Origin of the sequence: Kribbella sp. NPDC051952 (assembly GCF_040680855.1) — a bacterium.
GTDB lineage: Bacteria > Actinomycetota > Actinomycetes > Propionibacteriales > Kribbellaceae > Kribbella.
Window position 1 is genome coordinate 164309 of record NZ_JBFAXQ010000006.1, and the last position, 24007, is coordinate 188315.

General features: G+C 68.1%; 21 protein-coding genes. 10 read left to right on the top strand and 11 right to left on the bottom strand.

What is annotated here, in order from left to right; translation table 11 throughout:
* Window positions 1-45 precede the first annotated feature (45 nt).
* Together AB0L70_RS14110 and AB0L70_RS14115 are read left to right on the top strand one after the other, a co-directional pair.
* Window positions 46-489 carry a hypothetical protein gene (locus tag AB0L70_RS14110; protein ID WP_363683724.1) on the top strand — a complete coding sequence of 148 codons (444 nt, stop codon included), beginning with the start codon at window positions 46-48 and terminating at the stop codon, window positions 487-489.
* Between the two features lie 32 nt (window positions 490-521).
* On the top strand, window positions 522-1952 hold the full coding sequence (locus tag AB0L70_RS14115) for a multicopper oxidase family protein (RefSeq protein ID WP_363684105.1): 1431 nt from the start codon (window positions 522-524) through the stop codon (window positions 1950-1952).
* On the opposite strand, the gene AB0L70_RS14120 is transcribed toward AB0L70_RS14115, so the two are convergent.
* The gene (locus AB0L70_RS14120) at window positions 1940-2500 is read right to left on the bottom strand and encodes a carboxymuconolactone decarboxylase family protein (protein WP_363683726.1); all 561 of its coding nucleotides are present in this window, start codon (window positions 2498-2500) and stop codon (window positions 1940-1942) included. The two genes, AB0L70_RS14115 and AB0L70_RS14120, sit on opposite strands and share 13 nt — an antisense overlap.
* 136 nt (window positions 2501-2636) lie before the next feature.
* Between AB0L70_RS14120 and AB0L70_RS14125 the strand changes: the two genes are divergently transcribed.
* On the top strand, window positions 2637-3935 hold the full coding sequence (locus tag AB0L70_RS14125) for a hypothetical protein (RefSeq protein WP_363683728.1): 1299 nt from the start codon (window positions 2637-2639) through the stop codon (window positions 3933-3935).
* Here the strand turns inward: AB0L70_RS14125 and AB0L70_RS14130 are convergent.
* Genes AB0L70_RS14130 through AB0L70_RS14145 form a run of 4 tightly spaced genes read right to left on the bottom strand, consistent with a single transcriptional unit; the run spans window position 3921 to window position 6589 of the window.
* Entirely contained in the window at window positions 3921-4571 is a 651-nt protein-coding gene (locus tag AB0L70_RS14130) for a DedA family protein (protein WP_363683730.1), read from the bottom strand. The two genes, AB0L70_RS14125 and AB0L70_RS14130, sit on opposite strands and share 15 nt — an antisense overlap.
* 46 nt (window positions 4572-4617) lie before the next feature.
* Window positions 4618-5520 carry an SPFH domain-containing protein gene (locus AB0L70_RS14135; protein WP_363683732.1) on the bottom strand — a complete coding sequence of 301 codons (903 nt, stop codon included), beginning with the start codon at window positions 5518-5520 and terminating at the stop codon, window positions 4618-4620.
* A complete protein-coding gene (locus AB0L70_RS14140; RefSeq protein WP_363683734.1) occupies window positions 5508-5957 on the bottom strand; it encodes an NfeD family protein in 450 nt (149 codons plus the stop codon). The genes AB0L70_RS14135 and AB0L70_RS14140 overlap by 13 nt, the downstream gene beginning before the upstream one ends.
* 53 nt (window positions 5958-6010) lie before the next feature.
* The gene (locus tag AB0L70_RS14145) at window positions 6011-6589 is read right to left on the bottom strand and encodes a winged helix-turn-helix domain-containing protein (RefSeq protein ID WP_363683736.1); all 579 of its coding nucleotides are present in this window, start codon (window positions 6587-6589) and stop codon (window positions 6011-6013) included.
* 58 nt (window positions 6590-6647) lie between these two features.
* Between AB0L70_RS14145 and AB0L70_RS14150 the strand changes: the two genes are divergently transcribed.
* The 6 genes from AB0L70_RS14150 to AB0L70_RS14175 all read left to right on the top strand — a co-directional run bounded on the left by AB0L70_RS14150 (window position 6648) and on the right by AB0L70_RS14175 (window position 16260).
* Window positions 6648-7877 (top strand): MFS transporter, encoded by a 1230-nt coding sequence (locus AB0L70_RS14150; RefSeq protein ID WP_363683738.1) that lies wholly within the window; start codon window positions 6648-6650, stop codon window positions 7875-7877.
* A gap of 9 nt (window positions 7878-7886) precedes the next feature.
* Window positions 7887-9407 (top strand): lysine--tRNA ligase, encoded by a 1521-nt coding sequence (lysS, locus tag AB0L70_RS14155; protein WP_363683740.1) that lies wholly within the window; start codon window positions 7887-7889, stop codon window positions 9405-9407.
* 285 nt (window positions 9408-9692) lie between these two features.
* A complete protein-coding gene (locus AB0L70_RS14160) occupies window positions 9693-10022 on the top strand; it encodes an Lsr2 family protein (protein ID WP_363683742.1) in 330 nt (109 codons plus the stop codon).
* Window positions 10023-10372: 350 nt separating this feature from the next.
* Entirely contained in the window at window positions 10373-12910 is a 2538-nt protein-coding gene (locus AB0L70_RS14165) for an ATP-dependent Clp protease ATP-binding subunit (protein WP_363683744.1), read from the top strand.
* Window positions 12911-13254: 344 nt separating this feature from the next.
* The gene (locus tag AB0L70_RS14170; protein ID WP_363683746.1) at window positions 13255-15237 is read left to right on the top strand and encodes a kinetoplast-associated-like protein; all 1983 of its coding nucleotides are present in this window, start codon (window positions 13255-13257) and stop codon (window positions 15235-15237) included.
* Window positions 15238-15309: 72 nt separating this feature from the next.
* Window positions 15310-16260 (top strand): hypothetical protein, encoded by a 951-nt coding sequence (locus AB0L70_RS14175; RefSeq protein ID WP_363683748.1) that lies wholly within the window; start codon window positions 15310-15312, stop codon window positions 16258-16260.
* A 36-nt stretch (window positions 16261-16296) separates the two neighbouring features.
* On the opposite strand, the gene AB0L70_RS14180 is transcribed toward AB0L70_RS14175, so the two are convergent.
* Window positions 16297-17202, bottom strand: coding sequence for an A/G-specific adenine glycosylase (locus AB0L70_RS14180; protein ID WP_363683750.1), 906 nt, complete (start codon window positions 17200-17202; stop codon window positions 16297-16299).
* Window positions 17203-17225: 23 nt separating this feature from the next.
* Here AB0L70_RS14180 and AB0L70_RS14185 point away from each other — a divergent pair, with 23 nt between their 5' ends.
* Window positions 17226-17882, top strand: coding sequence for a hypothetical protein (locus AB0L70_RS14185; protein WP_363683752.1), 657 nt, complete (start codon window positions 17226-17228; stop codon window positions 17880-17882).
* On the opposite strand, the gene AB0L70_RS14190 is transcribed toward AB0L70_RS14185, so the two are convergent.
* The 5 genes from AB0L70_RS14190 to radA all read right to left on the bottom strand — a co-directional run bounded on the left by AB0L70_RS14190 (window position 17853) and on the right by radA (window position 23839).
* Window positions 17853-19364 (bottom strand): DHA2 family efflux MFS transporter permease subunit, encoded by a 1512-nt coding sequence (locus AB0L70_RS14190; RefSeq protein ID WP_363683754.1) that lies wholly within the window; start codon window positions 19362-19364, stop codon window positions 17853-17855. The genes AB0L70_RS14185 and AB0L70_RS14190 overlap by 30 nt on opposite strands.
* The gene (locus AB0L70_RS14195) at window positions 19340-19915 is read right to left on the bottom strand and encodes a PadR family transcriptional regulator (protein WP_363683756.1); all 576 of its coding nucleotides are present in this window, start codon (window positions 19913-19915) and stop codon (window positions 19340-19342) included. The genes AB0L70_RS14190 and AB0L70_RS14195 overlap by 25 nt, the downstream gene beginning before the upstream one ends.
* 120 nt (window positions 19916-20035) lie before the next feature.
* Window positions 20036-21130 (bottom strand): DNA integrity scanning diadenylate cyclase DisA, encoded by a 1095-nt coding sequence (gene disA / locus AB0L70_RS14200; protein ID WP_363683758.1) that lies wholly within the window; start codon window positions 21128-21130, stop codon window positions 20036-20038.
* 179 nt (window positions 21131-21309) lie between these two features.
* The gene (locus tag AB0L70_RS14205; RefSeq protein ID WP_363683760.1) at window positions 21310-22248 is read right to left on the bottom strand and encodes a beta-ketoacyl-ACP synthase III; all 939 of its coding nucleotides are present in this window, start codon (window positions 22246-22248) and stop codon (window positions 21310-21312) included.
* 190 nt (window positions 22249-22438) lie between these two features.
* On the bottom strand, window positions 22439-23839 hold the full coding sequence (gene radA / locus AB0L70_RS14210; RefSeq protein ID WP_363683762.1) for a DNA repair protein RadA: 1401 nt from the start codon (window positions 23837-23839) through the stop codon (window positions 22439-22441).
* Between the last annotated feature and the right edge of the window lie 168 nt (window positions 23840-24007).

Consider the following 24007-nt stretch of genomic DNA (forward strand, 5'->3'; position numbering starts at 1 on the left):
TGGATCACCCTGACCTGAGGGGAACAACCGGGGTTGGGGGAAGTCATGAGGTCTACGTATCGGGTACTGGCCGGTCTCATCGCGATCGGAGTGGTGGTGCAGGCGATGGCTATCGCGCTTGCCTGGTTCACGGTCATCAAGGATGTCGACGGCGGATTGGTGTTCGACAAGAATTCCGACTACAACGTCGGGCATATGACGCATTCCATCGTCGGGAGCGGCGTCATCCCACTGCTCGCGATCGTGCTGCTGATCATCTCGTTCTTCGCGAAGGTCGACAGCGGCGTCAAGTGGGCCCTGTACGTGTTCGGTCTGGTCGTGCTGCAGTTCGGGCTGGCTGCCCTGTCGTTCGGGGTCGCCGCGATCGGCGCCCTGCACGGCCTGAACGCGTTCGCCCTGCTCGCCGTCGCGGCCATGGCGTCCCGCCGGGCGGCCGGTCCGGTACCGGCGGCCGCCACGTCCACGGAGACGACCGAGGCGACCACTTAGATGCCGTTGGCAACTGATAGGCGGCCGTGACGATGCGGCCGCCGCGCCGCGGCGTCTTGATCGCGATCGCCGCCACGCTCGTGGTGCTGGCTCCGCTCGCGTTCTTCTGGCAGCGGAGCCTGGTGCCGAACGACCTCTCGGCGATGTCGATGGGGTACGCCGATCACGGCGGTGGGCCGGCTGAACACGCGCATCACGGAATCGACGTCAGCACGCTCAAAGCGCCGTCGGGTCCGGCCGACGTGAGTGTCGATCTCACGGCCCGCAAGGAGAAGTTCGACATCCCAGCTCGCGGGCCGATGGACGGCTACACGTTGAACCACACGTCACCCGGGCCGCAGATCGTCGCAAAACAAGGCGATCTGGTGCAGGTGACGCTGCACAACGAGTCCGTGCCCGAAGGAATCACGCTGCACTGGCACGGCGTCGACGTACCGGCTGCCGAGGATGGTGTCGCCGGGGTCACCCAAGACGCGGTGGGGGTCGGGAAGTCGTTCGTCTATCGCTTCGTGGCGAAGGACGCCGGGACGTATTGGTACCACTCGCACCAGGTCTCGCACGAACAGGTGAAGAAGGGGCTGTACGGCGTACTGATCGTCCAGCCCACGCCCGCCGACGTGATCGCGGCCGTGCACACGTACGACAAGGTGCGGACGGTCAACGGCGGGTACGGCGAACGCCGGGTGGAGGCGCCGGGTTCGACTGTTCGGGTGCGGCTGATCAACACGGACAACGGACCGATGGCGGCGTGGGTCGACGGGGCGCCGTACAAGGTGGTCGCTGTTGACGGGACCGAGGTGAGTTCGCCGCCTGAGGTGCGTGACAAGAGTGTGCTGGTGACGGCGGGTGGGCGCATCGATGTGCAGGTGACGATGCCGCAGGGCTCGGCGGTGCGGATCGGACTGGGTGGTGGGCCGACCACGCTCGTGATCGGTGCAGGCAACGCGCCGACCGGGACTCAGCCGCGGGATCAGGTCGACCTGCTGACCTACGGTGTACCGAAGGCGCTCCCGTTCGATCCGGCGAAGGCGACGCGGGTGTTCCAGTACAACATCGGCCGGCGGATCGGGTTCTTCGACGGGAAGCCCGGGCTGTGGTGGACGATCAACGGGCATCAGTACCCGAACGTACCGATGTTCGTGGTGACCGAGGGCGATGTGGTCCGGATGACGATCAAGAACACGTCCGGGCAGGTCCACCCGATGCACCTGCACGGCCATCACGTCGTCGTACTGAGCCGGAACGGGGTCAAGGCGACGGGCAGCCCCTGGTGGACCGACTCACTCAACGTCGAGGACAACGAGACCTACGAGGTCGCCTTCGTCGCCGACAACCCAGGCATCTGGATGGACCACTGCCACAACCTCCCGCACGCCGCCCAAGGCCTGATAACCCACCTCATGTACACCGGCGTCACCACCAACTTCCACCTCGGCGGCGGTCCGGACAATCAGCCTGAGTGAATCGCCCGCCCAACGGTCAGCGCCGCCCGGAGGGTCTCCGGCAGGTTGTTGAAGGCGGAGTCAGGCTCGGACCCGGTCGCGTCGAGAGTCTTGGAGAAGAACGAGCGGGCAGCCGCGGCCAGTACGACGTCCAGGACGTCCTCGTCTGAGAGCCCATGACTCTTCAGTTCGTCCACGTCCGTCTGCGTAATCGCGTCGGCCGACAGCGCCACCTTCCGCGCGAACGCCATCACCGCCCGATCCACCGGATCGACCGGCGGCTCGGTCACCAGCGCGGCAACCTCCTCGGACGTGTAGAACTTGTCGGCCAGCACCTGGCCGTGCGCGAGGCTGCAGTAGCTGGACTTCAGCGCGGTCGCCGCCGCCAGGGTCGCAAGCTCGTACCGGCGCAGGTCCATGGATTCCTTGATCGCGCCGTTGAGCTGTTTCCACGCGTCGTACACGGCCGGTCGGGCCGCGAACGTGCGGACGAAGTTGGGTATGTGCCCCGCGGGAGCCCGGTTCTCCTCGAAGAACTCCGGCTCCTTGGGTGTGTCGATGAACGCCATGCTGGATCCCCCCTCGGTGGCACCTTCACGGTAGGAGCGGCGTACCGATTCGGCAACGGGGGATCGGGGCGGGTGGGTGGTACTGGGTATGGTTCACCCGGTTGGTTGTGAGGCAGCTGAGACGAGGTGGTTCCTAGTGCGGCGGATTCTCGCCGTGGCGCTGGTTGTGGTGGTGGGGGCGACCCTGCTCACTGCCTGTGCGTCGGACCCCGAGCCGCGGGATGTCGGAGTCGCCTGGGCGCCGAAGGGCCGCGCGGCGGTCCTGGTGACCTGGAAGGACGACAACACCCCGAACCGGATCACCATCGAGGGTGTGCTCAGCGAGAGTCCGTCGTACGTGAAGTACATCCCCGCGGGCGACCCGAACAGCTGGGAGATCCCGACCTCCGCGTTCCCGCCGGACGGGAACTACAAGGTGGCGGTCGCCGCCGGTACCTCGCAGGGTGGCGTGACCAGCAAGTTGGCCCGCTCGGAGGTCTTCGACACCGACGGCCCGGTCCAGCCGAGTGCCGCCGGAGCGAGCCCGATGGGCCGCGGCGTACTGATCAAGTGGTCGGTGCCCACCGCCCCGCAGGACTTCACCCCGAACGATCCGCTCGACGTGAAGGGCAGCCGCACCCAGAGGTACGTGCCGATGATCGGACGGCCCGGGCTGATGGCGAAGGTGATCGGCCCGGCCACGACGTCGACCCGGCAGGTGATCAAGAGCATCAAGCCGCCGTACGTGTTCCAGCTCCGGACCCAGAACGAGTGGAGCACCCGGCTTGGCGGGCAGGTGCTCGGTCTGACCAGCTCGATCAACGCCGCGGTGCCCGGACTCGCGCAGTTCAGCGTGCCGATCCGGATCCGCGGGCGGGTCGTCCTCCAGCAGGTGGTGTGCGAGCCGGAGGCCAAGTGCACGTCGCAGCGGGCGACTCCGGCCGGTGTGCCGGTGGAGGTGCTGACCCAGGTCACCCCGGGCGCGCGCTGGACCCCGGCGGCTCGCGGTTCGACGACCGCGGGTGGTCATTACGACATCGCCGTACCGACCGGTGGGAGCCGGCCGTACAAGATCTCGGTCCCGCAGTACAGCAGGCCCGGAGTGATCACGGGTACGTCGAGTAGCAAACCGGCGTACACGAAGTCCGTGATCCGGCTCGCCTCGGCCGGCTTCATCGGCGGCGAGACGGCCAAGAAGCGCGGTACGAGCGTCACCGTCTTCGCGACCGTGAAACCGGCCCTGAACTCGACCGCGATGCTGCAGGCCTGGAACCGGCAGACCCGGAAATGGGCCAACCTCAAGGCCACCCCGATCCGCAAGGGTCAGACCTCGCTGGCCTTCGTGGCCGCGCAGCCCGGCGACTTCGTCTACCGGTTCGTGATCCCCGCCGCGGTCATGTTCGGCCGGCCGATCGACGGGACCATCACCCCGCAGCTGGCACTACACATCCGCTGACTCGGGCTTCACCGCGACCGGCGCCGGATGCCGGCGACGCCGGACCTTGTGGATCACGTACGCCGAAACCGCGGCGACTGCGATCACGGCCAGGGCCCAGATCGACACCTTGCCGAAGATCTTGTCCGCGTTGTCGCCGATGTTGTACGCGACCAGGCCGATCGTGGTCGACCAGGCGATTCCGCCGGCCGCGTTGGCGGCCAGGAACCGCGGGTAGTGCATCCGCAGCATGCCGGCCATCGGACCGGCAAAGATCCGCAGCAGCGCGACGAACCGGCCGAAGAACACCGTCCAGACGCCGTACTTGTGGAAGTACTTCTCGGCCCGGACCAGCCGGTCCTCGGAGAAGTGGTGGAAGCGTCGGCCGAGCCGTTCGAACAGGCCGCGGCCGGCCTTCCGGCCGATGAAGTACCCGATCGAGTCGCCGACGATCGCCCCGGCCGCGGCCGCGGCGATCACGAACTCGATCCGCAGGTGTCCCTGCGAGGCGAGCAGCGCCGCCGCGATCAGCGTGGTCTCACCGGGTAACGGCACGCCCATGCTCTCGACGCCGATGACCAGTCCCACCACGAGATACGCCAGTACCGCCACCCCGGTCGGGATCGTGATCGCCAGCGCGAGCAAAGGTTCCCCCATGCACCCATAGTGACATTCCCCGGCAACTGTTTACGTGATCGGGCACCTATTTAGGGGGAATCTCAGGGACCTGACCGTTGGGGACTTCGGTGACCTGGTTCTTGGAGAGGTCGGCGAGAGGGCCGTTGAACGCTTTGGTGACGCTCTGCAACGCCGAGGTGACCTCGGACGGGATCACCCAGAAGGTGTTCCCGGGGCCTTTGGCCAGCTCGGGCAGCATCTGCAGGTACTGGTAGGCGAGCAGCTTCGGGTCCGGGTCGTTGCGGTGGATCGCCTCGAACACCGTGTCGATCGCCTTCGCCTGGCCCTCGGCCCGCAGGATCGCCGCCTGCCGGTCGCCCTCCGCGGTCAGGATCCGGGACTGCCGGACACCCTCGGCGGTGAGGATCGCGGCCCGCTTCTCCCGCTCGGCCCGCATCTGCTTCTCCATCGACTCCTTGATTGACGGCGGCGGCTCGATCGCCTTGAGCTCGACCCGGTTCACCCGGATGCCCCACTTGCCGGAGGCCTCGTCGAGGACCCCGCGCAGGATCGAGTTGATGTGCTCACGCGAGGTCAGCGTCTTCTCCAGGTCCAGCGCGCCGATGACGTTGCGCAACGTCGTCACCGTCAACTGCTCGATCGCCTGGATGTAGTTGAAGATCTCGTACGCCGCCGCCCGCGGATCGGTGACCTGGAAATACAGCACGGTGTCGATGTGGACGACCAGGTTGTCCTCGGTGATCACCGAGTTCGGCTCGAACGAGACCACCTGCTCACGCAGGTCGATCAGCTGCCGGGGCCGGTCGATGAACGGGATGACGATGTTCAGACCGGGCTCGAGCGTGCGCAGGTACCGGCCGAGTCGTTCGACGTTGCTCGCCCGCGCCTGCGGAACGATCCGCACCGTCCGCAGGACCAGGACGACGGCGAGTACGGCGAGGACGAGCCCGATGATCAGTGCGGCCATGGATCCTCCTGGGGATGGACGAGGGCGGTCGCGCCCTCGATGGCGAAGACGTCGACCGTTGTGCCCGCGGGGATGACCAGGTCCGGGTCGTAGGCCCGGGCGCTCCACTCCTCGCCGCCGATCTTGACCCGGCCGGGTTCACGACCGCAGGGCGTCAGTACGACGGCCTCCCGTCCGATCAGCGCGGCCACGCCGGTCCGCAGCTGCGGGTACGACGACTGCAGATGGCGGCGTGCGAGCGGCCGGATCAGCGTGATCATCGCGGCGGCCGTGACGGCGAACGCGAGCAGTTGCAGCCCGACTCCGAGCCCGAGGGCGCCGATTCCGCCCGCGGCCAGCGCCGCGACGGCGAGCAGGAGCAGGTCCAAGGTCGCTGTCATCAACTCGGCCGTGCCGAGGACGGCGGCGACGATCAACCACAGAACCCAGGACTGCATGGCGGCACCTCTCTTCGAAGGTACCTCCGGAACCGGGGATCTGAGCTAACGGTTCAGCTATCTTGTGGCGGCTTCCCCGTCGGTACGACGGCCACCAGCGTGGTGACCGCACGAGTACCGGCCGGGTGCGACGTCGCCGTACGGCCCTTGCGGAAGCGCTCGATCAGGTCGTAGAGCTCCTGGCCGAGCTCCTTCGTCTCGTCCCGGGTGAGCCACAGCCGGCTCCGGCTCAGCGCGCTGAACTCGTCCCACGGGTCGTCGGCCGGGAGGTCCTCGAACTGCTCCATCACCCGGTCGACGTTGGTGCGCATCATCGCCTGGCTGGCCACTCGGCCGGCGCCGGTCGACTGCGACGCGATCTGCAGGCCGGTGCCGAGTGCTCGCCACGGGCGCTCCCGGCCGTCGGACGACGCCTCGGCGCGTTCGACGATGCCCCAGCGCTCCAGCGCGCGCAGGTGGTAACTGGTCGCGGACGGCGTCAGACCGACGAGCTCGGCGCACTCGGTCGCGGTCAGCAGCCGGCCGCTGTAGAGCTCGTCGATGATCCGCTGCCGGGCCGGATGGGCCAACGCGCGGATCGCCCGTGGATCACTGATCACCACGCGCCTGTCCTTGGCTTTCCTGTTGGCCACGGCGTCAGCGTAGCGAACCCCTTGACGGAACGGAATATGAAGCATTAACTTCATAACTATGAAGCAACCACTTCAGATCTCGATCTGGTCCTTCCCGGACATCCGCCTCGTCCTGCCCGCCCGCGCGCTGTCCTTCGCGGGTGACTCGATCGCTCTGATCGCCCTGATGCTGCGTGTCTCCGACAACGGCGGCGGTCCGGGCGCACTCACGGCGCTGTTGCTGGCGTTCGCCGTACCGATCGTCGTGATGATCCCGTTCGCCGGGCGGATCGTGGACAGCTATGACTCGCGCACTGTGCTGGTCTGTTCGTCCTTGCTGCAGGCCGCTGCGGGAGTCGCACTTGCCTTTAGTCATGGGCTTGTCGCGACGGTTGCGCTGGTCTGTGTGTTGCAGCTGGGGCAGGCCGTGGCAGGACCCGCGTGGGGTGCGCTGATCCCGCGGATCGTCGGCGAGGACCTTGTCGGGCGGACCACCGGGACGAGCCAGGCGTTGATCGGTGCGGCGACGCTGGCCGGGTCGGCAGCGGGCGGGCTGCTGGTCGGGTGGTCCGGTGATCGAGGTGCGTTGCTGGTGGACGCAATGACGTTCGTCGCGCTTGCTGTGGTCGCGCGATTGGTTCAGACGCGGCGGCGGCCGGAGCGGGGGAGTGTGAAGGAAACCGGCGGCCTGATGGCGGGGCTGCGGAGCATCTTCGGGGACGAGTTGTTGCGGGTGCTGCTGCCGGCTCTCTGGGTCTTCGTGGTCGTCGGCGAGGCGGTCAACGTCGTCGAGGTCTTCCTGGTCACCGACGAGATCGGGTTGGGTCCGACAGCCTTCGGTCTGATCGGAGCCCTCACCGGCGCGGGTGCGATCTTCGGTGCGTGGGGGAGCGGCCGGGTGCGGGACGACCGGATGCGGTCGAGGGCGGTGCTGGTCGGCATGGCCACGATCGGTGGCTCCAGTGTGCTGATGGGTCTCGCGGTCGGACCGTTGACGCTGGGCCTCGGTGCGCTCACGATCGGCGTCGGTAGCGGCATGCTCAATGCCTCGGTCAGCTCGCTGGTGGTGACCCGGACGGCCGACGACCTGCGCGGCCGGGTGGGCGCCGCGATGAACGGGACGATCCGGTGCTTCAGCATCGTGGCGCTGCTGCTCGGCGGGATCGCCGGTGCGGTCTTCGGGCCGCGCGGGACCTTCGTGGGTGGAGGAGCGCTGGGGGTGCTGACCGCCCTCGTGGCCGTCGTACTGCTCACCGTGCGTGGGGCGCGGGCAATTAAGGATTCGGTTGTGGAGGCTGTCAGTCACTAGCCTTTAGGCATGACTGACGCACACGTGAACCCGGTGAGCCCCGACAGCGGGCAGGACGACCTGCCCGAGCAGATGCGGGTTCGCCGGGAGAAGCGTGACCGCCTACTGGCGGAGGGAGTGCAGCCCTACCCGATTTCGGTGCCGCGGACGCACCTGCTCAAGGACCTCCGGACCAGGTACGACGGACAGGACCTCGAGCCCGACACGCGGACCGGAGAGCAGGTCTCGGTGACCGGTCGGGTGATCTTCCTGCGCAACACCGGCAAGCTGTGCTTCGTCCGGCTCCGCGAAGGCGACGGGACCGAGCTGCAGGTGATGCTGTCGCTGGCCGACCTCGGCGAGGAGGAGCTGGCCCGGTTCAAGCAACTCGTCGACATCGGCGACCTCTTGTCCGTCCAGGGCGAGGTCGTGACGAGCCGCCGCGGCGAACTGTCCGTGCAGGCGACCGGCTGGCAGATGGCCGCCAAGACGCTGCGCCCGCTCCCGAACGAGCACACCCCGCTGAACGAAGAGGCCCGTGTCCGGCTCCGGTACGTCGATCTGATCGTCCGCGCCGAGGCCCGTGAAATGGTCCGGACGAAGGCCGCCGTACTTAAGTCACTGCGCGCGACCTTCGACGCCAACGGGTTCATCGAGGTGGAGACCCCGGTCCTGCAGCTCACCAACGGTGGTGCTGCGGCCCGGCCGTTCAGCACGCACCTGAACGCGTTCGACCAGGAGATGAAGCTGCGGATCGCGCTCGAGCTCGATCTCAAGCGAGCCATGATCGGCGGCGTCGACCGGGTGTTCGAGATCGGCCGGACCTTCCGCAACGAGGGTCTGGACTCGACGCATGCGGCGGAATTCTCGATGATCGAGTCCTATCAGGCTTACGGGGATTACGATTCCATCGCCACGGTGACCGAGGAGCTGATCCGGAACGCGGCCCGTGCGGTCGGCCGTACGGTGATCACCGCGCGCGACGGTTCGCAGGTCGACCTGGACCGGCCGTGGCGGCACGCGACGATTTTCGAGCTGGTCTCCGAAGCGGTCGGCGAGAGTGTCGACGCGACTACCGAGACGGCCCGGTTGACGAAGATCGCCGAGCAGCACGACGTGGAGTTGCAACCGGGCTGGAATGCCGGCGAGATCGCGCTGGAGATCTACGAGAAGTTGGTCGAGCACACACTGATCGAGCCGACCTATGTGCGTGACTATCCGGAGTCGGTTCGGCCGTTGGCCAAGCCGCACCGCGAAATTCCGGGCCTGGTCGAGGCCTGGGACCTGGTGATCAACGGGGTCGAGCTCGGCACCGGATACTCGGAGCTGAACGACCCGGTGATCCAGCGTGAACGCCTGGTGGCGCAGTCATTGCTGGCCGCCGCCGGTGATCCCGAGGCGATGGACCTGGACGAGGACTTCCTCCGGGCGATGGAGTTCGGGATGCCGCCGGCCGGCGGGATGGGGATGGGCCTGGACCGGTTGGTGATGCTGTTCACCGGTGCCGGTATCCGGGAGACGATTCTGTTCCCGTTGCTGCGGCCGGAGTGAATCCGCGAAAGGGTACTAGAGTAGTTGCATAGCACAACGGACGACCCCGGCAAATGCCGGGGTCGTTTATTCTGGTCCAGCCGCCTTCGGGTCCCGTGAATACGCAAGGTCACCATCGCTGCACAGTGTCGATCATCACCTCGGTGGACCCCGGGATTTGGTCACATCTTTCCGGCTCATTCCGGGAGGTGAATGACACGAACCCGGTTTGTGAGGTACAAATCAGGTGCAAACAATTCGGCAGGGGGATTGTGCCCGATGGCGGGCGCGGAAAGGTTGTCATCGATGGCGCAAAGGGTGCAGGTGGTTCTCGAGGACGATCTCGACGGCGGTAAGGCCGACGAGACCGTGACCTTCGGGCTGGACGGCACGACGTACGAGATCGACCTGTCCAAGAAGAATGCCGCCAAGTTGCGTGACGCACTGGCCGGTTACGTCGGATCGGGCCGCCGGGTCTCCGGCCGTCGCGGTGCCGCGGGCCGGGCTCGTGGCCGTGGCCGGTCGGCGTCCGACTCGGCCGACATCCGGGCCTGGGCCAAGGAGAACGGGTACGACGTGAGCGAGCGCGGCCGGATCTCCGCCGAGGTGCGCGCGGCGTACAACGAAGCCAAGTAATTCCCACGGACCGCCGGTCCCGGCCCCCGAGAAGGGTGCCGGGACCGTCCGCATTCCGGTTGTTTCACAGTGTGGGACAGACCGGAACCGATCGGTGGAACCCGATGACTGACCGGGCAAGTAGTCCGGCGGAATTCGCTGGTGGCGAACATGCTGTTCGAACACCCGCAGGCGGGAACACGCTGGAGATCCACGGGGTTGTTCCCTTGTGATGCATCCGGACCGGTCGTAGAAGCGGTGATCAGGTGTTCGCCCAGAGCGAGCCTGTCGGTACCGGGGACTAACATGCATGTACGGGGGTCGGCCACCACGGCACGTCCGACTCCTCTGAGGCAAGGAGCGCTTTGGCGATGTTTGAACGATTTACGGACCGCGCCCGTCGGGTAGTCGTCCTGGCTCAGGAAGAGGCCAGGATGCTCAGCCACAACTACATCGGGACCGAGCACATCCTGCTCGGCCTGATCCACGAGGGTGAAGGGGTCGCCGCCAAGGCTCTCGAGAGCCTGGGTATCTCGCTCGAGGCCGTTCGCTCCCAGGTCGAGGAGATCATCGGCCAGGGGCAGCAGGCACCGAGCGGGCACATCCCGTTCACCCCCCGCGCCAAGAAGGTGCTGGAGCTCTCCCTGCGCGAGGCCCTGCAACTGGGTCACAACTACATCGGCACCGAGCACATCCTGCTCGGCCTCATCCGTGAGGGTGAGGGTGTCGCAGCGCAGGTCCTGGTCAAGCTCGGTGCGGACCTGAACAAGGTCCGGCAGCAGGTCATCCAGCTGCTGAGCGGATACCAGGGCAAGGAGCCGTCGAGTGCCGGCGCGCCCGCCGAGGGTGCGCCCAGCAGCTCCCTGGTGCTCGATCAATTCGGCCGGAACTACACCCAGTCCGCACGTGAGGCCAAGCTCGACCCGGTGATCGGGCGCGAGATGGAGATCGAGCGGGTCATGCAGGTGCTGTCCCGGCGGACCAAGAACAACCCTGTCCTGATCGGTGAGCCGGGTGTCGGCAAGACCGCGATCGTGGAAGGTCTGGCCCAGCAGATCGTCCGCGGTGACGTCCCGGAGACGCTGAAGGACAAGCAGATCTACTCCCTCGACCTGGGTGCCCTGGTGGCCGGTTCGCGCTACCGCGGTGACTTCGAGGAACGCCTGAAGAAGGTGCTCAAGGAGATCCGCACCCGCGGCGACATCGTGCTGTTCATCGACGAGATCCACACCCTCGTCGGGGCCGGCGCGGCCGAGGGCGCGATCGACGCGGCGAGCATCCTGAAGCCGATGCTGGCCCGTGGTGAGCTGCAGACCATCGGAGCCACCACCCTCGACGAGTACCGCAAGTACGTCGAGAAGGACGCCGCGCTGGAGCGCCGGTTCCAGCCGATCCAGGTGGCCGAGCCCTCGATCGCGCACACGATCGAGATCCTCAAGGGCCTCCGCGACCGGTACGAGGCGCACCACCGGGTGACCATCACCGACGCCGCACTGGTGAACGCAGCGCAGATGGCCGACCGGTACATCTCGGACCGGTTCCTGCCGGACAAGGCGATCGACCTGATCGACGAGGCCGGGGCCCGGTTGCGGATCCGCCGGATGACGGCTCCGCCGGACCTGCGCGAGTTCGACGAGAAGATCGCGACGGTTCGCCGGGAGAAGGAGTCGGCCATCGACGCGCAGGACTTCGAGCGCGCCGCCGGTCTCCGCGACGACGAGAAGAAGCTGATCAACGCGAAGTCGGAGCGGGAGAAGCAGTGGAAGGCCGGCGACATGGATGTCGTCGCCGAGGTGGACGAGGAGCTGATTGCCGAGGTGCTGAGCACCGCGACCGGCATCCCTGTCTTCAAGCTGACCGAGGAGGAGTCCTCGCGGCTGCTCGACATGGAGAAGGAGCTGGCCAAGCGGTACGTCGGCCAGACCGACGCGGTCAAGGCGCTGTCCCGCTCGATCCGGCGTACTCGCGCCGGCCTGAAGGACCCGCGTCGCCCGAGCGGCTCGTTCATCTTCGCCGGCCCGTCCGGTGTCGGTAAGACCGAGCTGTCCAAGGCGCTGACCGAGTTCCTGTTCGGCGACGAGAACGCGCTGATCAGCCTCGACATGTCGGAGTACTCGGAGAAGCACACCGCGTCCCGGCTGTTCGGTTCACCGCCTGGGTACGTCGGCTACGAAGAGGGTGGCCAGCTGACCGAGAAGGTCCGCCGCAAGCCGTTCTCCGTGGTGCTGTTCGACGAGGTGGAGAAGGCCCACCCGGACATCTTCAACTCGTTGCTGCAGATCCTGGACGAGGGTCGTCTGACCGACGCCCAGGGCCGCGTGGTCGACTTCAAGAACACCGTGATCATCATGACCACGAACCTGGGTACCAAGGACATCGCGAAGGCGGTCAGCCTCGGATTCTCCCAGGCCAGCGACACCGGCGGCTCGTACGAGAAGATGAAGGCGAAGGTCACGGAGGAGCTCAAGCAGCACTTCCGCCCGGAGTTCCTGAACCGCGTCGACGAGATCGTCGTCTTCCACCAGCACGACAAGGCGGCGATCGTGAAGATCGTCGACCTGATGATCGCGCAGGTGGAGGAGCGGCTGAAGGACAAGGACATGGGCATCGAGCTCACCCCGGCGGCGAAGGCACTGGTCGCCGAGCGTGGCTTCGACCCGGTCCTGGGTGCCCGCCCGCTGCGCCGCGCACTGCAGCGCGACGTGGAGGACATCCTGGCCGAGAAGATCCTGTTCGGGGAACTGCGTCCCGGCCAGATCGTCCTGGTCGACGCCGCCCCCGAAGGCACGGTCAACGAGGACGGCCTGGCCGAGTACTTCACCTTCAAGGGCACGCCGAAGTCGACCACTCCTGACCTGGAGCTGACCGACCTCGCTGCCGGCGGTAGCTCGGGTCTGCAGGACTCGTAACCGCACCGACGCACGACAGCAGGCCCCGCGCGAGAGCGTGGGGCCTGCTTTTTTTGGTCTGGACCCACCATCGTCCGCGCCGGGGAAGTAGGCTTCGGGACAGTTGGGGGATGACTACCGGTCCAGTCCGTTTAACGGCGTACTGAGGAGTACTCGTACGGCGGCGTGCGTACAGGGAGACACGCTTGAGTTACACCCTGCCACCTGGATGGTCGTACAGTCCTGCGGAGCGCGCGGTTCAAAAACGAGTTACTTCCGACCCGAGTACCGCGTTGTAACCCTATGACCACGCTGTTGGACCTGGACTGTCGGAAAGGGGGCGAGGGATGGAATCATCTCGTCGCATGGACGCTCCGCGTCTGCCCCTGACCCAGGAACCGGTCGCCGACACCGGTTCCTTTGGCGTGCGGCAGGCGGGCGGCGTGCTCGAGCGCGCGCAGCGGATCGCGGACACCCTGCGCGAGCAGGCCGAGCACGAGAACGATGTTGCCCGCGAGGAAGCCGACCGGGTCAAGACCGAGACCGAGCGCCTGCGGACCGAGGCCGACGAGGCCGCGCGGAAGCTGCGCGCCGACGCGTCGGCTGCCGCGCAGCGCTTGCTGAACGACGCCGAACGAGCCGCCCAGCAACTACGGGCCGAGGCTGAGGCGGACACCGATCGCCTCCGCTCCGAGGCCGAGGACGCCGCCGAGCGCCTCCGCGCCGAGTCCACCGCCGAAGCCGAGCGAGTACGGCGTGATGCTGCCAACGCGGCGCAGAAGCTGCAGAGCGAGTCGACCGCCGAGGCCGAGCGGGTCCGCGCCGAGGCGATGTCGATCGCCGACCGGTTGAAGGCGGATTCCGAAGGCGCTGCCGAGCAGCTCCGGGCCGCGGTCGCCGAAGAGGTGGCCAAGCGCCGGTCCGATTCGGAGGCCGCCGCCGAGCAGTTGCGGACCGAGAGCCAGGCGGCCGCCGACCGGTTGCGCGCCGAGTCGCAGGTTGCCGCGGACCGCCGGATCGCCGCTGCCGAGGTCGAGGCCAACCGGCTCAAAGAAGACGCCGACGAACTCCTCGAAGACGCCCGGCTCGCGCGCGAATCGGCGCAGCAGATGGTCGACCGCGCCGGCCGGCAGGCCCAGCAGCTGGTCGCGGACGCCGGCGAGCAGGCCGCGTTGGTCTCGCAGGCCGCGGTGCGCAACGAGGCGGATCTGATCGCCCGGGCCGAGACCGAGGCGAGCGACCTCCGCGCGGCCGCCGAGCGCGAAGTCGAGGCGGCGCGAGAGAAGTCGCGGATCCAGATCGCCGAGGCGCATGCCGAGATCGAGCGGCTGCGTGGTGAGAACCGGTCCGAGCTCGAGCGCCGGACCGCCGAGCTCGAGGAGACCGAGCGGGCCAAGCTGGCCGCGATCTCGCTCGAGATCGACAAGCTCCGGGCAGCGGCCGTCGTCGACATCGCGGACCGCAAGGCGGAGACCGAGGCCGACAACGAGCGGCTGATGGCCGACGCGCGGGCCCAGGCCAAACTCGTCGTCGACTCCATCGAGGCAGATCGCCGGACGGCGTCCGGTGAGGCACAGCGGATCGTCGAGGACGCCAACAAGGCCGCCGAGTCCGCGCTGGCCGAGGCCGAGAAGCAGACCCGGTGGAGCAAGAAGACGGTCGACGACCTGATCGCCGCGGCCGAGTCCGAGGCGCAGGCGATCCGGGACAAGGCGGCCGCCGACGCGACCGAGCTGCTCCGGCAGAAGCGGGCGCACCTGCGTCGCGTGGTCGGTCGCTCGACCAGCCGGCTCAAGCAGACCCAGGACGCGATCGCCAAGGAGAACGCGGAGCTGACCGCGCTCGCCGAGACAACGTTGACGTCGGCAACCGAACAGGCGGAGGCCACCCTGGCCGCCGCCCAGCAGGAGGCCGAGAAGGTCACCGCCCAGGCGACTGTCCGAGCCGACCGGTTGAAGGGGTCGGCTGCGGGCGACGCCCGCGAGATCATCGAGCGGGCCAATCGGCGTGAGGCCGAAGCCGAGGCCAGCACCCAGGTGCTGCGCGAACGCGCGGCCAACGATCTCGCCGAGGCACAGCGCCAGTCGCACGACCTGATCCGCAAGTCCCGCGCCGAAGCTCAGCAGATCGAGGCGCAGGCCCGCGAGCACGCCGACGACCTGCGTGCCCAGGCCCGAAAACTTCTCGCCGACGCCGAGGCGAGGGTCGCGGCATTGAACCAGCGCCGTGATGAGATCACCAAGGAGCTCACCCAGCTTTCGGGTGTGATCGAGGCACTCGCTGTACCTGGCTTCCGCTCAGGTGGTGGAATGTCCTCCAGCGAGGGTTCCACGGGGGAAACAGGATGAGGACGTGACACTCAGATCCTCGTCAGTGACAATGTGTGATCCACCCACCCACCGAAGTGAGCATCAGAAGACATGAGCAGTGAAAGTCCAACCCCGTTCCGCACCGTTCTGCGTGGCTACGAGCCTGCCCAGGTGGACCAGCACATCCGTGAGCTGACCACCTCGCTGACCGCGCTGCAGCAGCAGTCCGAGCAGTTGCAGCGGCACGTTCAGGAGCTGCAGACCCGCACGGACGCCGCGGAGTCGGCCGTCATCTCCGCCCAGGAGGAGAGCAAGGACCGCGCGCCCACCTTCACCGAGTTCGGTGAGCGGGTAGCGAAGATCCTGTCGCTGGCCGACGACGAGGCCCGCGACCTGGTCACCCGGGCACGCACCGACGCCGAGGCGATCGTCGCCGACGCCGAGGCCCACGCGAAGAAGGTCCGCAAGGAGGCCGAGCAGTACTCCCTGGACTGGAAGAGCGAGGTCGACGCCGAGGCTGCCCGCATCCTCGAGGAGGCGCGCACCCAGGCTGACGACATGCGTGACGAGGCCGAGCGCGACGCGACCGCGCGCCGCAGCGAGGCCCAGGCGCTGTACGAGCAGGAGCGGGCCAAGTCCGCTCAGGCAGCGGCCGCCTTCGAGACCACCCTGGCCGAGCGCCGGGGCAAGGTCGAGCAGGAGTTCGCCGCCCGGACCGCGCTGGCCGAGCAGCAGCTGGCCGCCGTCACGGATCGCGCCGCCCAGGTGCAGCGCGAGGCCGACCGGTCGCGTTCGGAGGCCGAGCGCCTGGCCCAGCAGCAGCTGGCCGACGCGAACCGGCAGGCTCAGGAGATCGTTGCCGCCGCCAAGGACAAGGCGGAGCGGATCCGGGCCGAGTCCGAGCGTGAGCTCGCCGCCGCGACCCAGCGCCGGGACAGCATCAACGCGCAGCTGACCAACGTCCGCCAGATGCTGGCGACGCTGTCCGGCAGCCCGGCGATGCCGCTCGACCTGCTGGCCGACGACGACGAAGAAGCCACCACCGGCAGCAAGAAGAACTGAAAACCTGAGGCCGGCCCGGACTCCCGGGCCGGCTTTTCAGCCGGGTAGCCGATAGTGGCCGCGGGCAAGCGGCTCGACCAGTCCGTCGGCCACCAAGCCGTCCAGCGCACGTTCGCGCTGTACTGGGTCATGCCAGCTGGCGTCCAGCGCCCGCTTCGGCACGGCGCCTTCGGCCGCTCGCAGGACTGCGAGCAGTCGACCGCGCACTTGACGATCCGTGCCCTCGTACGTCTGCCCCTTCCGCGGCGGACCGTCGTACGGCGGACTGCCGGCCAGGACCCACGCACACCGGTCCCGGATCGGGCACTCGGCACAGTTCGGCGTACGGGCGGTGCACACCAGCGCACCCAGTTCCATCGAGGCAACCGCCCAGCGGGCTGCTGTTGGTTCGTCATCGGGCAGTGCGGTCACCGCTAGCCGCTGGTCGGCCGCAGTCGGGGAGATGCTCGGCTGTGCGACTCCGGTGAGGGCTCTTGCGAGCACCCGGCGCACATTGGTGTCCACGACCGCGTGGCGTTGGCCGAACGCGAACGACGCGATCGCAGCGGCCGTGTAGGTCCCGACACCCGGCAATGCGAGCAGTGCGGCATGGTTGTCCGGCACCTCGCCGCCATGGCGCTCCACGATCGCCTGAGCCGCCGCGTGAAGCCGTAGGGCGCGCCGTGGGTACCCGAGCCGGTCCCAAGCCCGCACAGCCGCACCAGGCGCTTCTACGGCCAGGTCCACCGGCTTGGGCCACCGCTCCAGCCACACCTGGTACGCCGGAAGCACCCGACTGACCGGTGTCTGCTGCAGCATGAACTCGCTGACCATGACTGCCCACGGGCTCGCGTCCGGTTCCCGCCACGGCAGGACTCGCGCGTTGGCGTCGTACCACCGCAGGACCGGCTGATGCAATGCCTCAGCTGCGGTAATGAGCGGCGAGCCTGACTGGTCGAGCACAGAGCCGATACTAGGGTGCGAGCATGAGCAGCCTGCTCCGTCCGGTCGGGCACCTGCCCGCCAGCGTGTACTGGTTCCGCCGGGGACTGGTGCTTGCGGTTGTAGTGCTGCTGTTCTTCCTCGTCTCGCGGCTGTTCTCCGGCGGCGGTGACGACGCCAGCAACACCGCCGCGTCCGACCCGCAGCCGAACCCGAGCGGTGCCGCACCGGTGACCACGCCGACCACGACCCCGACGGCCACTCCTTCGTCGTCTCCGACCAAGAAGGAAACGAAGAAGACCCCGCCGCCGGGCGACAAGAAGTGTGCGGGCTCCGACGTCAAGGTCGAGGTCCTACCGGCGAACCGGAAGATCGTCTCCGGTTCCATCCTGAACTTCGTGGTCCGCCTGGACGCGGTGTCGGACGAGTGCAAGGCAACGATCGACGCCAGTGCCCTCACCGTGACCGTGATGTCCGGCAACGACCTGATCTGGACGACAACCCATTGTGGCAAGGCGATCCCGGCCGCCACCCTAGTTGTTGCCAAGGGCAAGCAATCCGCCACCACGGTCGGCTGGAACGGGCACCGGTCCGGCCCCGGCTGCCTTCCCGGGCAGCCGGTGGCCAAACCTGGCACCTACATCGTCAAGGCCGACTTCGACGACAAAGCCTCAGCTGCTCAGGCTTTCCAGGTCGTCTGACGGCTTCGCCTGCATGTGGCTCGGCCGCGCAAACAGCAGCGCGGCGATCAGACCGATCACCAGTACGGCGGCCGGCAGCAGCAGCGACTGCGCCATCGAATCGCTGAAGCCCTGCCGCACCGCCTCCGGCAGCTTGCCCCCGGAGAAGCCTTCACCCACCGACGCACCACCCGGCATGGCCGGGAGATTGTGGACGAGCCGCGACTCCATCAGTACGGCGATACCCGCACTGCCGAGGACCGCGCCGACCTGACGGGTCGTGTTGTAGACGCCCGCACCGGCACCGGCCTGGTGCATGGGCAGGTTCCTGGTCGCGGTGCTACCGATCGGCGCCCACATGAAGCCGTTCGCGACACCCAGCAGGGCGATCGGGAGCAGCAGCTGCCAGATCGGCAGGTCCGGCTCGATCACCTGGCTCAGCCAGAACATCGACCCGGCGCAGCAGAGCAACCCGAAGCCGGCGATGAACCGTGGCGGCGTCCGGTCGGTCAGCCGGCCGACGAACGGCGCCAGCGCACCGGAGATCACGGCCATCGGCACCAGCAGCAGGGCCGCCTTGGTCGGAGTCAGGCCGCGAACCGCCTGTGCGTACAGCATCAGCGGGAACGCCATCGCGGTGATCGCGAACCCGACCGTGGTGATCGCGACGTTGGCCAGCGAGAAGTTGCGGTCCTTGAACAGCCCCAGCGGCAGCAACGGCTCACCGCGGTTGCGGGACTGCCAGACGACGAAGAGCGCCAGTACCACCAGGCCGGTGATGATCAGGGACCAGACCGAGATCGGACCGCTGATCTTGCCCCAGTCGTACTTCTGCCCCTCCTGGATCCCGAACACCAGGCAGAACAGGCCGATCGAGCTCAGTGCCACCCCGATCAGGTCGAACTTGTGGTCGTGCGTCGGCAGGTTCGGCACCAGCCGCATCGCCAGGACGAACCCGACCACGCCGACCGGCGCGTTCACGAAGAAGATCCACTGCCAGCCGAGTCCGTCGACCAGAACTCCGCCGAGGATCGGGCCGACGAGGGTGGCCACACCGGCGGTCGCACCCCACAGGCTCATCGCCCGGCCGCGCTGGTTCGGCGGGAAGATCCGGGTGATCACGGCCATCGTCTGCGGCGTCATCATCGAGGCGCCGAGGCCCTGGAACACCCGGGCCACGATCAGCATCTCGATGCTGGTGGTGAATCCGCACCAGATCGAGGCCAGCGTGAACAGGGCCAGGCCGGTCAGATACAGCTTCTTCGGTCCGATCCGGTCGCCGAGGCGTCCGGTGATCAGCAGCGGTACGGCGTACGCGAGCAGGTAGGCGCTCGTCACCCACACCACCGTGCCGACGTCGGAGCCGAAGTCCTCGAGGATCGCCGGGGTGGCGACCGAGACGATGGTCGAGTCGACCAGGATCATGAAGAAGCCGAGCACCAGCGCCCACAGCGCGGGCCACGGCCGCACCTCGGCCCCTACTGCGTCTTGCGAGGTTGCCATTCCAAGTCCTTGCTCTCGATACGTTCGATGGTGATGGTCAGCCAGTCGCGCTCGGACGCCAGCTGGGTGCGCAGGTAGGCGCCGCCCATCCAGTACACCTCCGGCACCTGTCGCGCACGCGCGCCGGCCAGTGCTTCGTCGATCTCGGTCAGCCAGCGCTCCAGGTCCGTGATCCGGCGGCGGAACCGGAGTACGGCGTCCTCGGCCTCGAGGTTGTGTGCCTCGCTCAGTACGACCGGGAAGAGCGGATATTCGTGCACGTACTCCTCGATCCCCGCCTCGACCCGCCGGGTCAGCGCCGCCGTGCCCTCCGGGGTGATCTCGTACGTCGTGCGTTCCGGCCGGTTCCCGGCCCGTTCGGTGCCGGTGGCGCGGACGTAGTTCTGCCGCTCCAGCCGCTCGACCGTGTGGTACAGCGAGCCGGGCCGGACCTTCACGAGCCAGTGGGTATGCCGGTTGACCAGCAGTTGGTACATCTCGTAGGCGTGCATCGGCTCCTCTTCGAGCAGTGCCAGCACCGAGATGGCCAACGGGGTCAGTTCGGCCGCCATGATCCTCCACCCGGATTGTTCCTTACGAAATGTTCCACGTGGAGTATTACTCTGCATCCGCACCAAATGCAAGTGCCCCCGAAGCTCGACCACGAGCCGGGGGCACCTGACTACAGGTGGTTAGACGTAGCGTTCGAGGATGCTCGATTCGGCCAGCCGGGACAGGCCTTCGCGGACCGTGCGGGCGCGGTTCTCGCCGACGCCCTCGACCGTCTGCAGGTCGTCGATGCTTGCCGCGAGCAACTTCTGCAGGTGGCCGAAGTGGTCGATCAGCCGATCGATCACGGCCCCCGGAAGGCGCGGCACCTTGGCCAGCAGCCGGTAGCCGCGCGGCGTGACCGCCGCGTCGAGCTGCTCCGCGCCACCGAGCTGCAGAGCCCGCGCGACCTGGCCGATGTCGAGCAGGTCGGTCGGGCTGACCGCGTCCAGCTCGATCAGTACGTCGTCCGCGGTCTTGGGCCGGCGACCCGCGGCCGGCGGCAGGTAGTCACGGACGACGAGCTCACGTTCGCCGGCGACACCGGCGACGAGTTCGTTGAGCTGCAGGGTGAGCAACCGCCCGTCGGTGCCGAGCTCGACGACGTACCCGTCGATCTCGGTCGCGATCCGGCGGACCATCTCGAGGCGCTGCGCGACCGCGGCCACGTCGCGAACGGTGACCAGGTCCTCGATCTCCAGCGCGGACAGCGTGCCGGACACCTCGTCGAGGCGCAGCTTGTACCGCTCGAGCGTCGCGAGCGCCTGGTTCGCCCGGGACAGGATCGCGCCGGAGTCCTCGAGCACGTAGCGCTGGTCGTCGACGTACAGCGCGATGATGTGCATCGACTGCGACACCGAGATGACCGGGAAGCCGGACTGCCGCGCGACCCGGTCGGCGGTGCGGTGCCGGGTGCCGGTCTCGTCGGTGTGGATCGACGGGTCGGGCATCAGGTGGACGGCGGCCCGGACCAGCCGGGTCGCGTCGCGATCGAGGATGATCGCGCCGTCCATCTTGCTCAGCTCGCGCAGTCCGGTCGCGGTGAACTCGACCTCGATCTCGAAGCCGCCGGTCGAGATCGAGTCGACGGTCTTGTCGTGGCCCAGGACCAGGAGGGCGCCGGTGCGCCCACGCAGGATCCGTTCCAGGCCTTCGCGCAGTTCGGTCCCGGGTGCCACCGCCGCTAGGGTCGCGCGCATCCGGGCGCCGGTGCTGTTCTTGTCGGAGTTCGGAGCCACGGAACCTGAGTCTATGCGGTTACGCGGAGGTGATGGGCCGCAAGCCCCGGCTCGGCACCCGCCGTCGGGTACGTTCCGGGCCGCACTTGCACGTTCGTGTGCAATCGCCCGTGCATCCGGACCGTGCAGTACCGCTTTCTCGCGTGAATCCGGCGCCGTCCAGTACGACGCCTGCCGTGTCAGGGGCAGCGAATGACCTGACCGGCGTACGAAAGACCGCCGCCGAATCCGAACAACAGCACCGGCGCGCCGGACGGGATCTCGCGCTTCTCGACCAGTTTCGACAGTGCGATCGGGATGCTCGCGGCCGACGTGTTGCCGGACTCGATCACGTCCTTGGCGACGACCGCGTTGACCGCGCCGAGCCGCTTCGCGAGTGGCTCGATGATGCGCAGGTTGGCCTGGTGCAGGACGACGCCGCCGAGCTCTTCGGGCTTCAGGCCGGCCTTCGCGCAGACCTGCTGGGCGATCTCCGGGAGTTGCGTGGTGGCCCAGCGGAAGACGCTCAGTCCTTCCTGGGCGAACGGGCCGTCGCGGCCTTCGATCCGGACCGCGTCGGACATCTCCGGCACCGAACCCCAGACGACCGGGCTGACCTCGGGCTCGTCGCTTGCGACCAGGACAGCCGCGCCGGCGCCGTCGCCGATCAGTACGCAGGTGGTGCGGTCGGTCCAGTCCGTCCAGTCACTCAGCTTCTCGACGCCGATCACGAGCGCCTTGGAGGCAGCGCCGGCGCGGATCGCCTGGTCGGCGGCCGCGAGTGCGTAGGCGAACCCGGAACACGCCGTGTTGATGTCGATCGCGGCCGGGTTGCCGAGGCCGAGACGCTGGGCGACGCGGGCGGCGATGTTCGGGGACCGGTCGATCGCCGTACAGGTCGCGACGACGATGTAGTCGATCTCGGACTTGTCCAGGCCCGCGTTCGCGACGGCCTTGTCGGCGGCCCGCCAGGCCATCTCGTCGACCTGCTCGTCGGGCCCGGCGATGCGGCGCTCGCGGATGCCGACCCGGCTCTGGATCCACTCGTCGCTGGTCTCGACCATGGTGGCGAGCTCGTCGTTCGTGAGCACCCGCTCCGGCTGGTAATGGCCGAGCGCGACAACTTTGGATCCGGTCATCTCGTGCTCCTGCGATCATCCGGCGGGGGTCCCGGATTCGGCGCTGCGCAGCGGTGAACCCGGTGGGGGCGTGACCAGACTACGTTCCCGCGTTCATCGCTGGGGATCCCTCGTCTCACCGCGAGCGGGACGGTGTGGCCGGGAACACACGGGACCCGGTCCACGGTTCGCCGCTCGTCACCCAGGTGAATCAGGTCAGGCCGGAGGCCAGCAATGCCGAGGGCAGGTCGGCTGCGGCGAAGACGCGGAGGCCGTACTTGGCCTGCATGTCCATCGGCTTCAGGTCCTTGCCACGGTTCGGCACGTCGGCGGGGACGATCGCCTTGGTGAACCCGAGGCGGGCGGCTTCCGCGAGGCGTTTCTCCAGGCCGCCGACGCGACGGACCTCGCCGGCCAGGCCGACTTCGCCGATCGCGATCAGGCCAGGGTGGATGGGCCGGTCCATCACCGAGGACGCGACCGCGATGGCGACGGCCAGGTCGGCAACGGGCTCGGTGATCTTCACGCCGCCGACGGTGGCGACGTACACCTCCTGGTCGGTCAGCTTGAGGCCGACGCGGTTGCCGAGGACGGCGAGGACCATCGAGACGCGGGAGGTCTCGAGGCCGGAGGTGGTCCGGCGTGGCTGGGGTGCTGCGGACGGGCCGACGAGTGCCTGGACCTCGGCGAGCAGGGGGCGGCGGCCTTCCATCATCACGGTGACGCAGGTGCCGGCGACCGGCTCGGCATGCTCGGAGACGAACAGGCCGGTCGGGTCGGTGACCTCGACGATCCCGGTGTCGACCATGTCGAAGCAGCCGACCTCGTCGGACGGGCCGAACCGGTTCTTGGTCGCGCGGACCATGCGGAATCCGGAGTGGCGATCGCCGTCGAACGCCAGTACGACGTCGACGAGGTGCTCGAGCATTCTTGGACCGGCGATCGCGCCGTCCTTGGTGACGTGACCGACGAGCACGACGGCGATGTGGCGTTCCTTGGCAAGGCGGACCAGGGCGCCGGTGACTTCGCGGACCTGCGTGACCCCACCGGGTGCGCCTTCGACCTCGGGGTGAGCCATGGTCTGGACCGAGTCGATCACGAGGAACGATGGGTCGACCGCGTCGACCTGGCCGACGACGGCGCCGAGGTCGGTCTCGGCTGCCAGGTAGAGCTCGTCGACGAGCGCGTCGGTCCGGCCGGCGCGTAGACGGACCTGGGCGGCGGATTCCTCGCCGGAGACGTAGAGCGTGCGTTGGCCGCGTCGTGCCGATTGGGCTGCGACCTCGAGGAGCAGGGTCGACTTGCCGACGCCGGGCTCACCGGCGAGCAGGATGACCGCGCCCGGTACGACGCCACCGCCGAGCACACGGTCCAGCTCACCGATGCCGGTCGGGCGGGACTCGGCCTCGATCGCGGACACCTTGGCGATCGGCATCGCGGGCGACGAGACCGGGCCGGCCGTGATCCGGGCAGCCTTAGGTGCACCGACCTCGGCGACCGTGCCCCAGGCCTGACACTCCCCACACCGCCCGATCCAGCGCGCCGTAGTCCATCCACACTCCGAACACGCGTAAGGCGCCTTCCCCTTAGCCTGAGCCACTGCCTTCGCCATGAACACCAACCTAGGCGACCCCACCGACAACCCTCGAACCCGGCCGGAAAAGCAACCGCGGTCCTGAACGACGAAGAGGCACCCGAGCTGTAATGAGAGGCGCTGAACCCACCGGCAGTGGAGCAGCGAGGACGTGTGGACGAACCGCCGGTGGGGCAGCGGGACGTG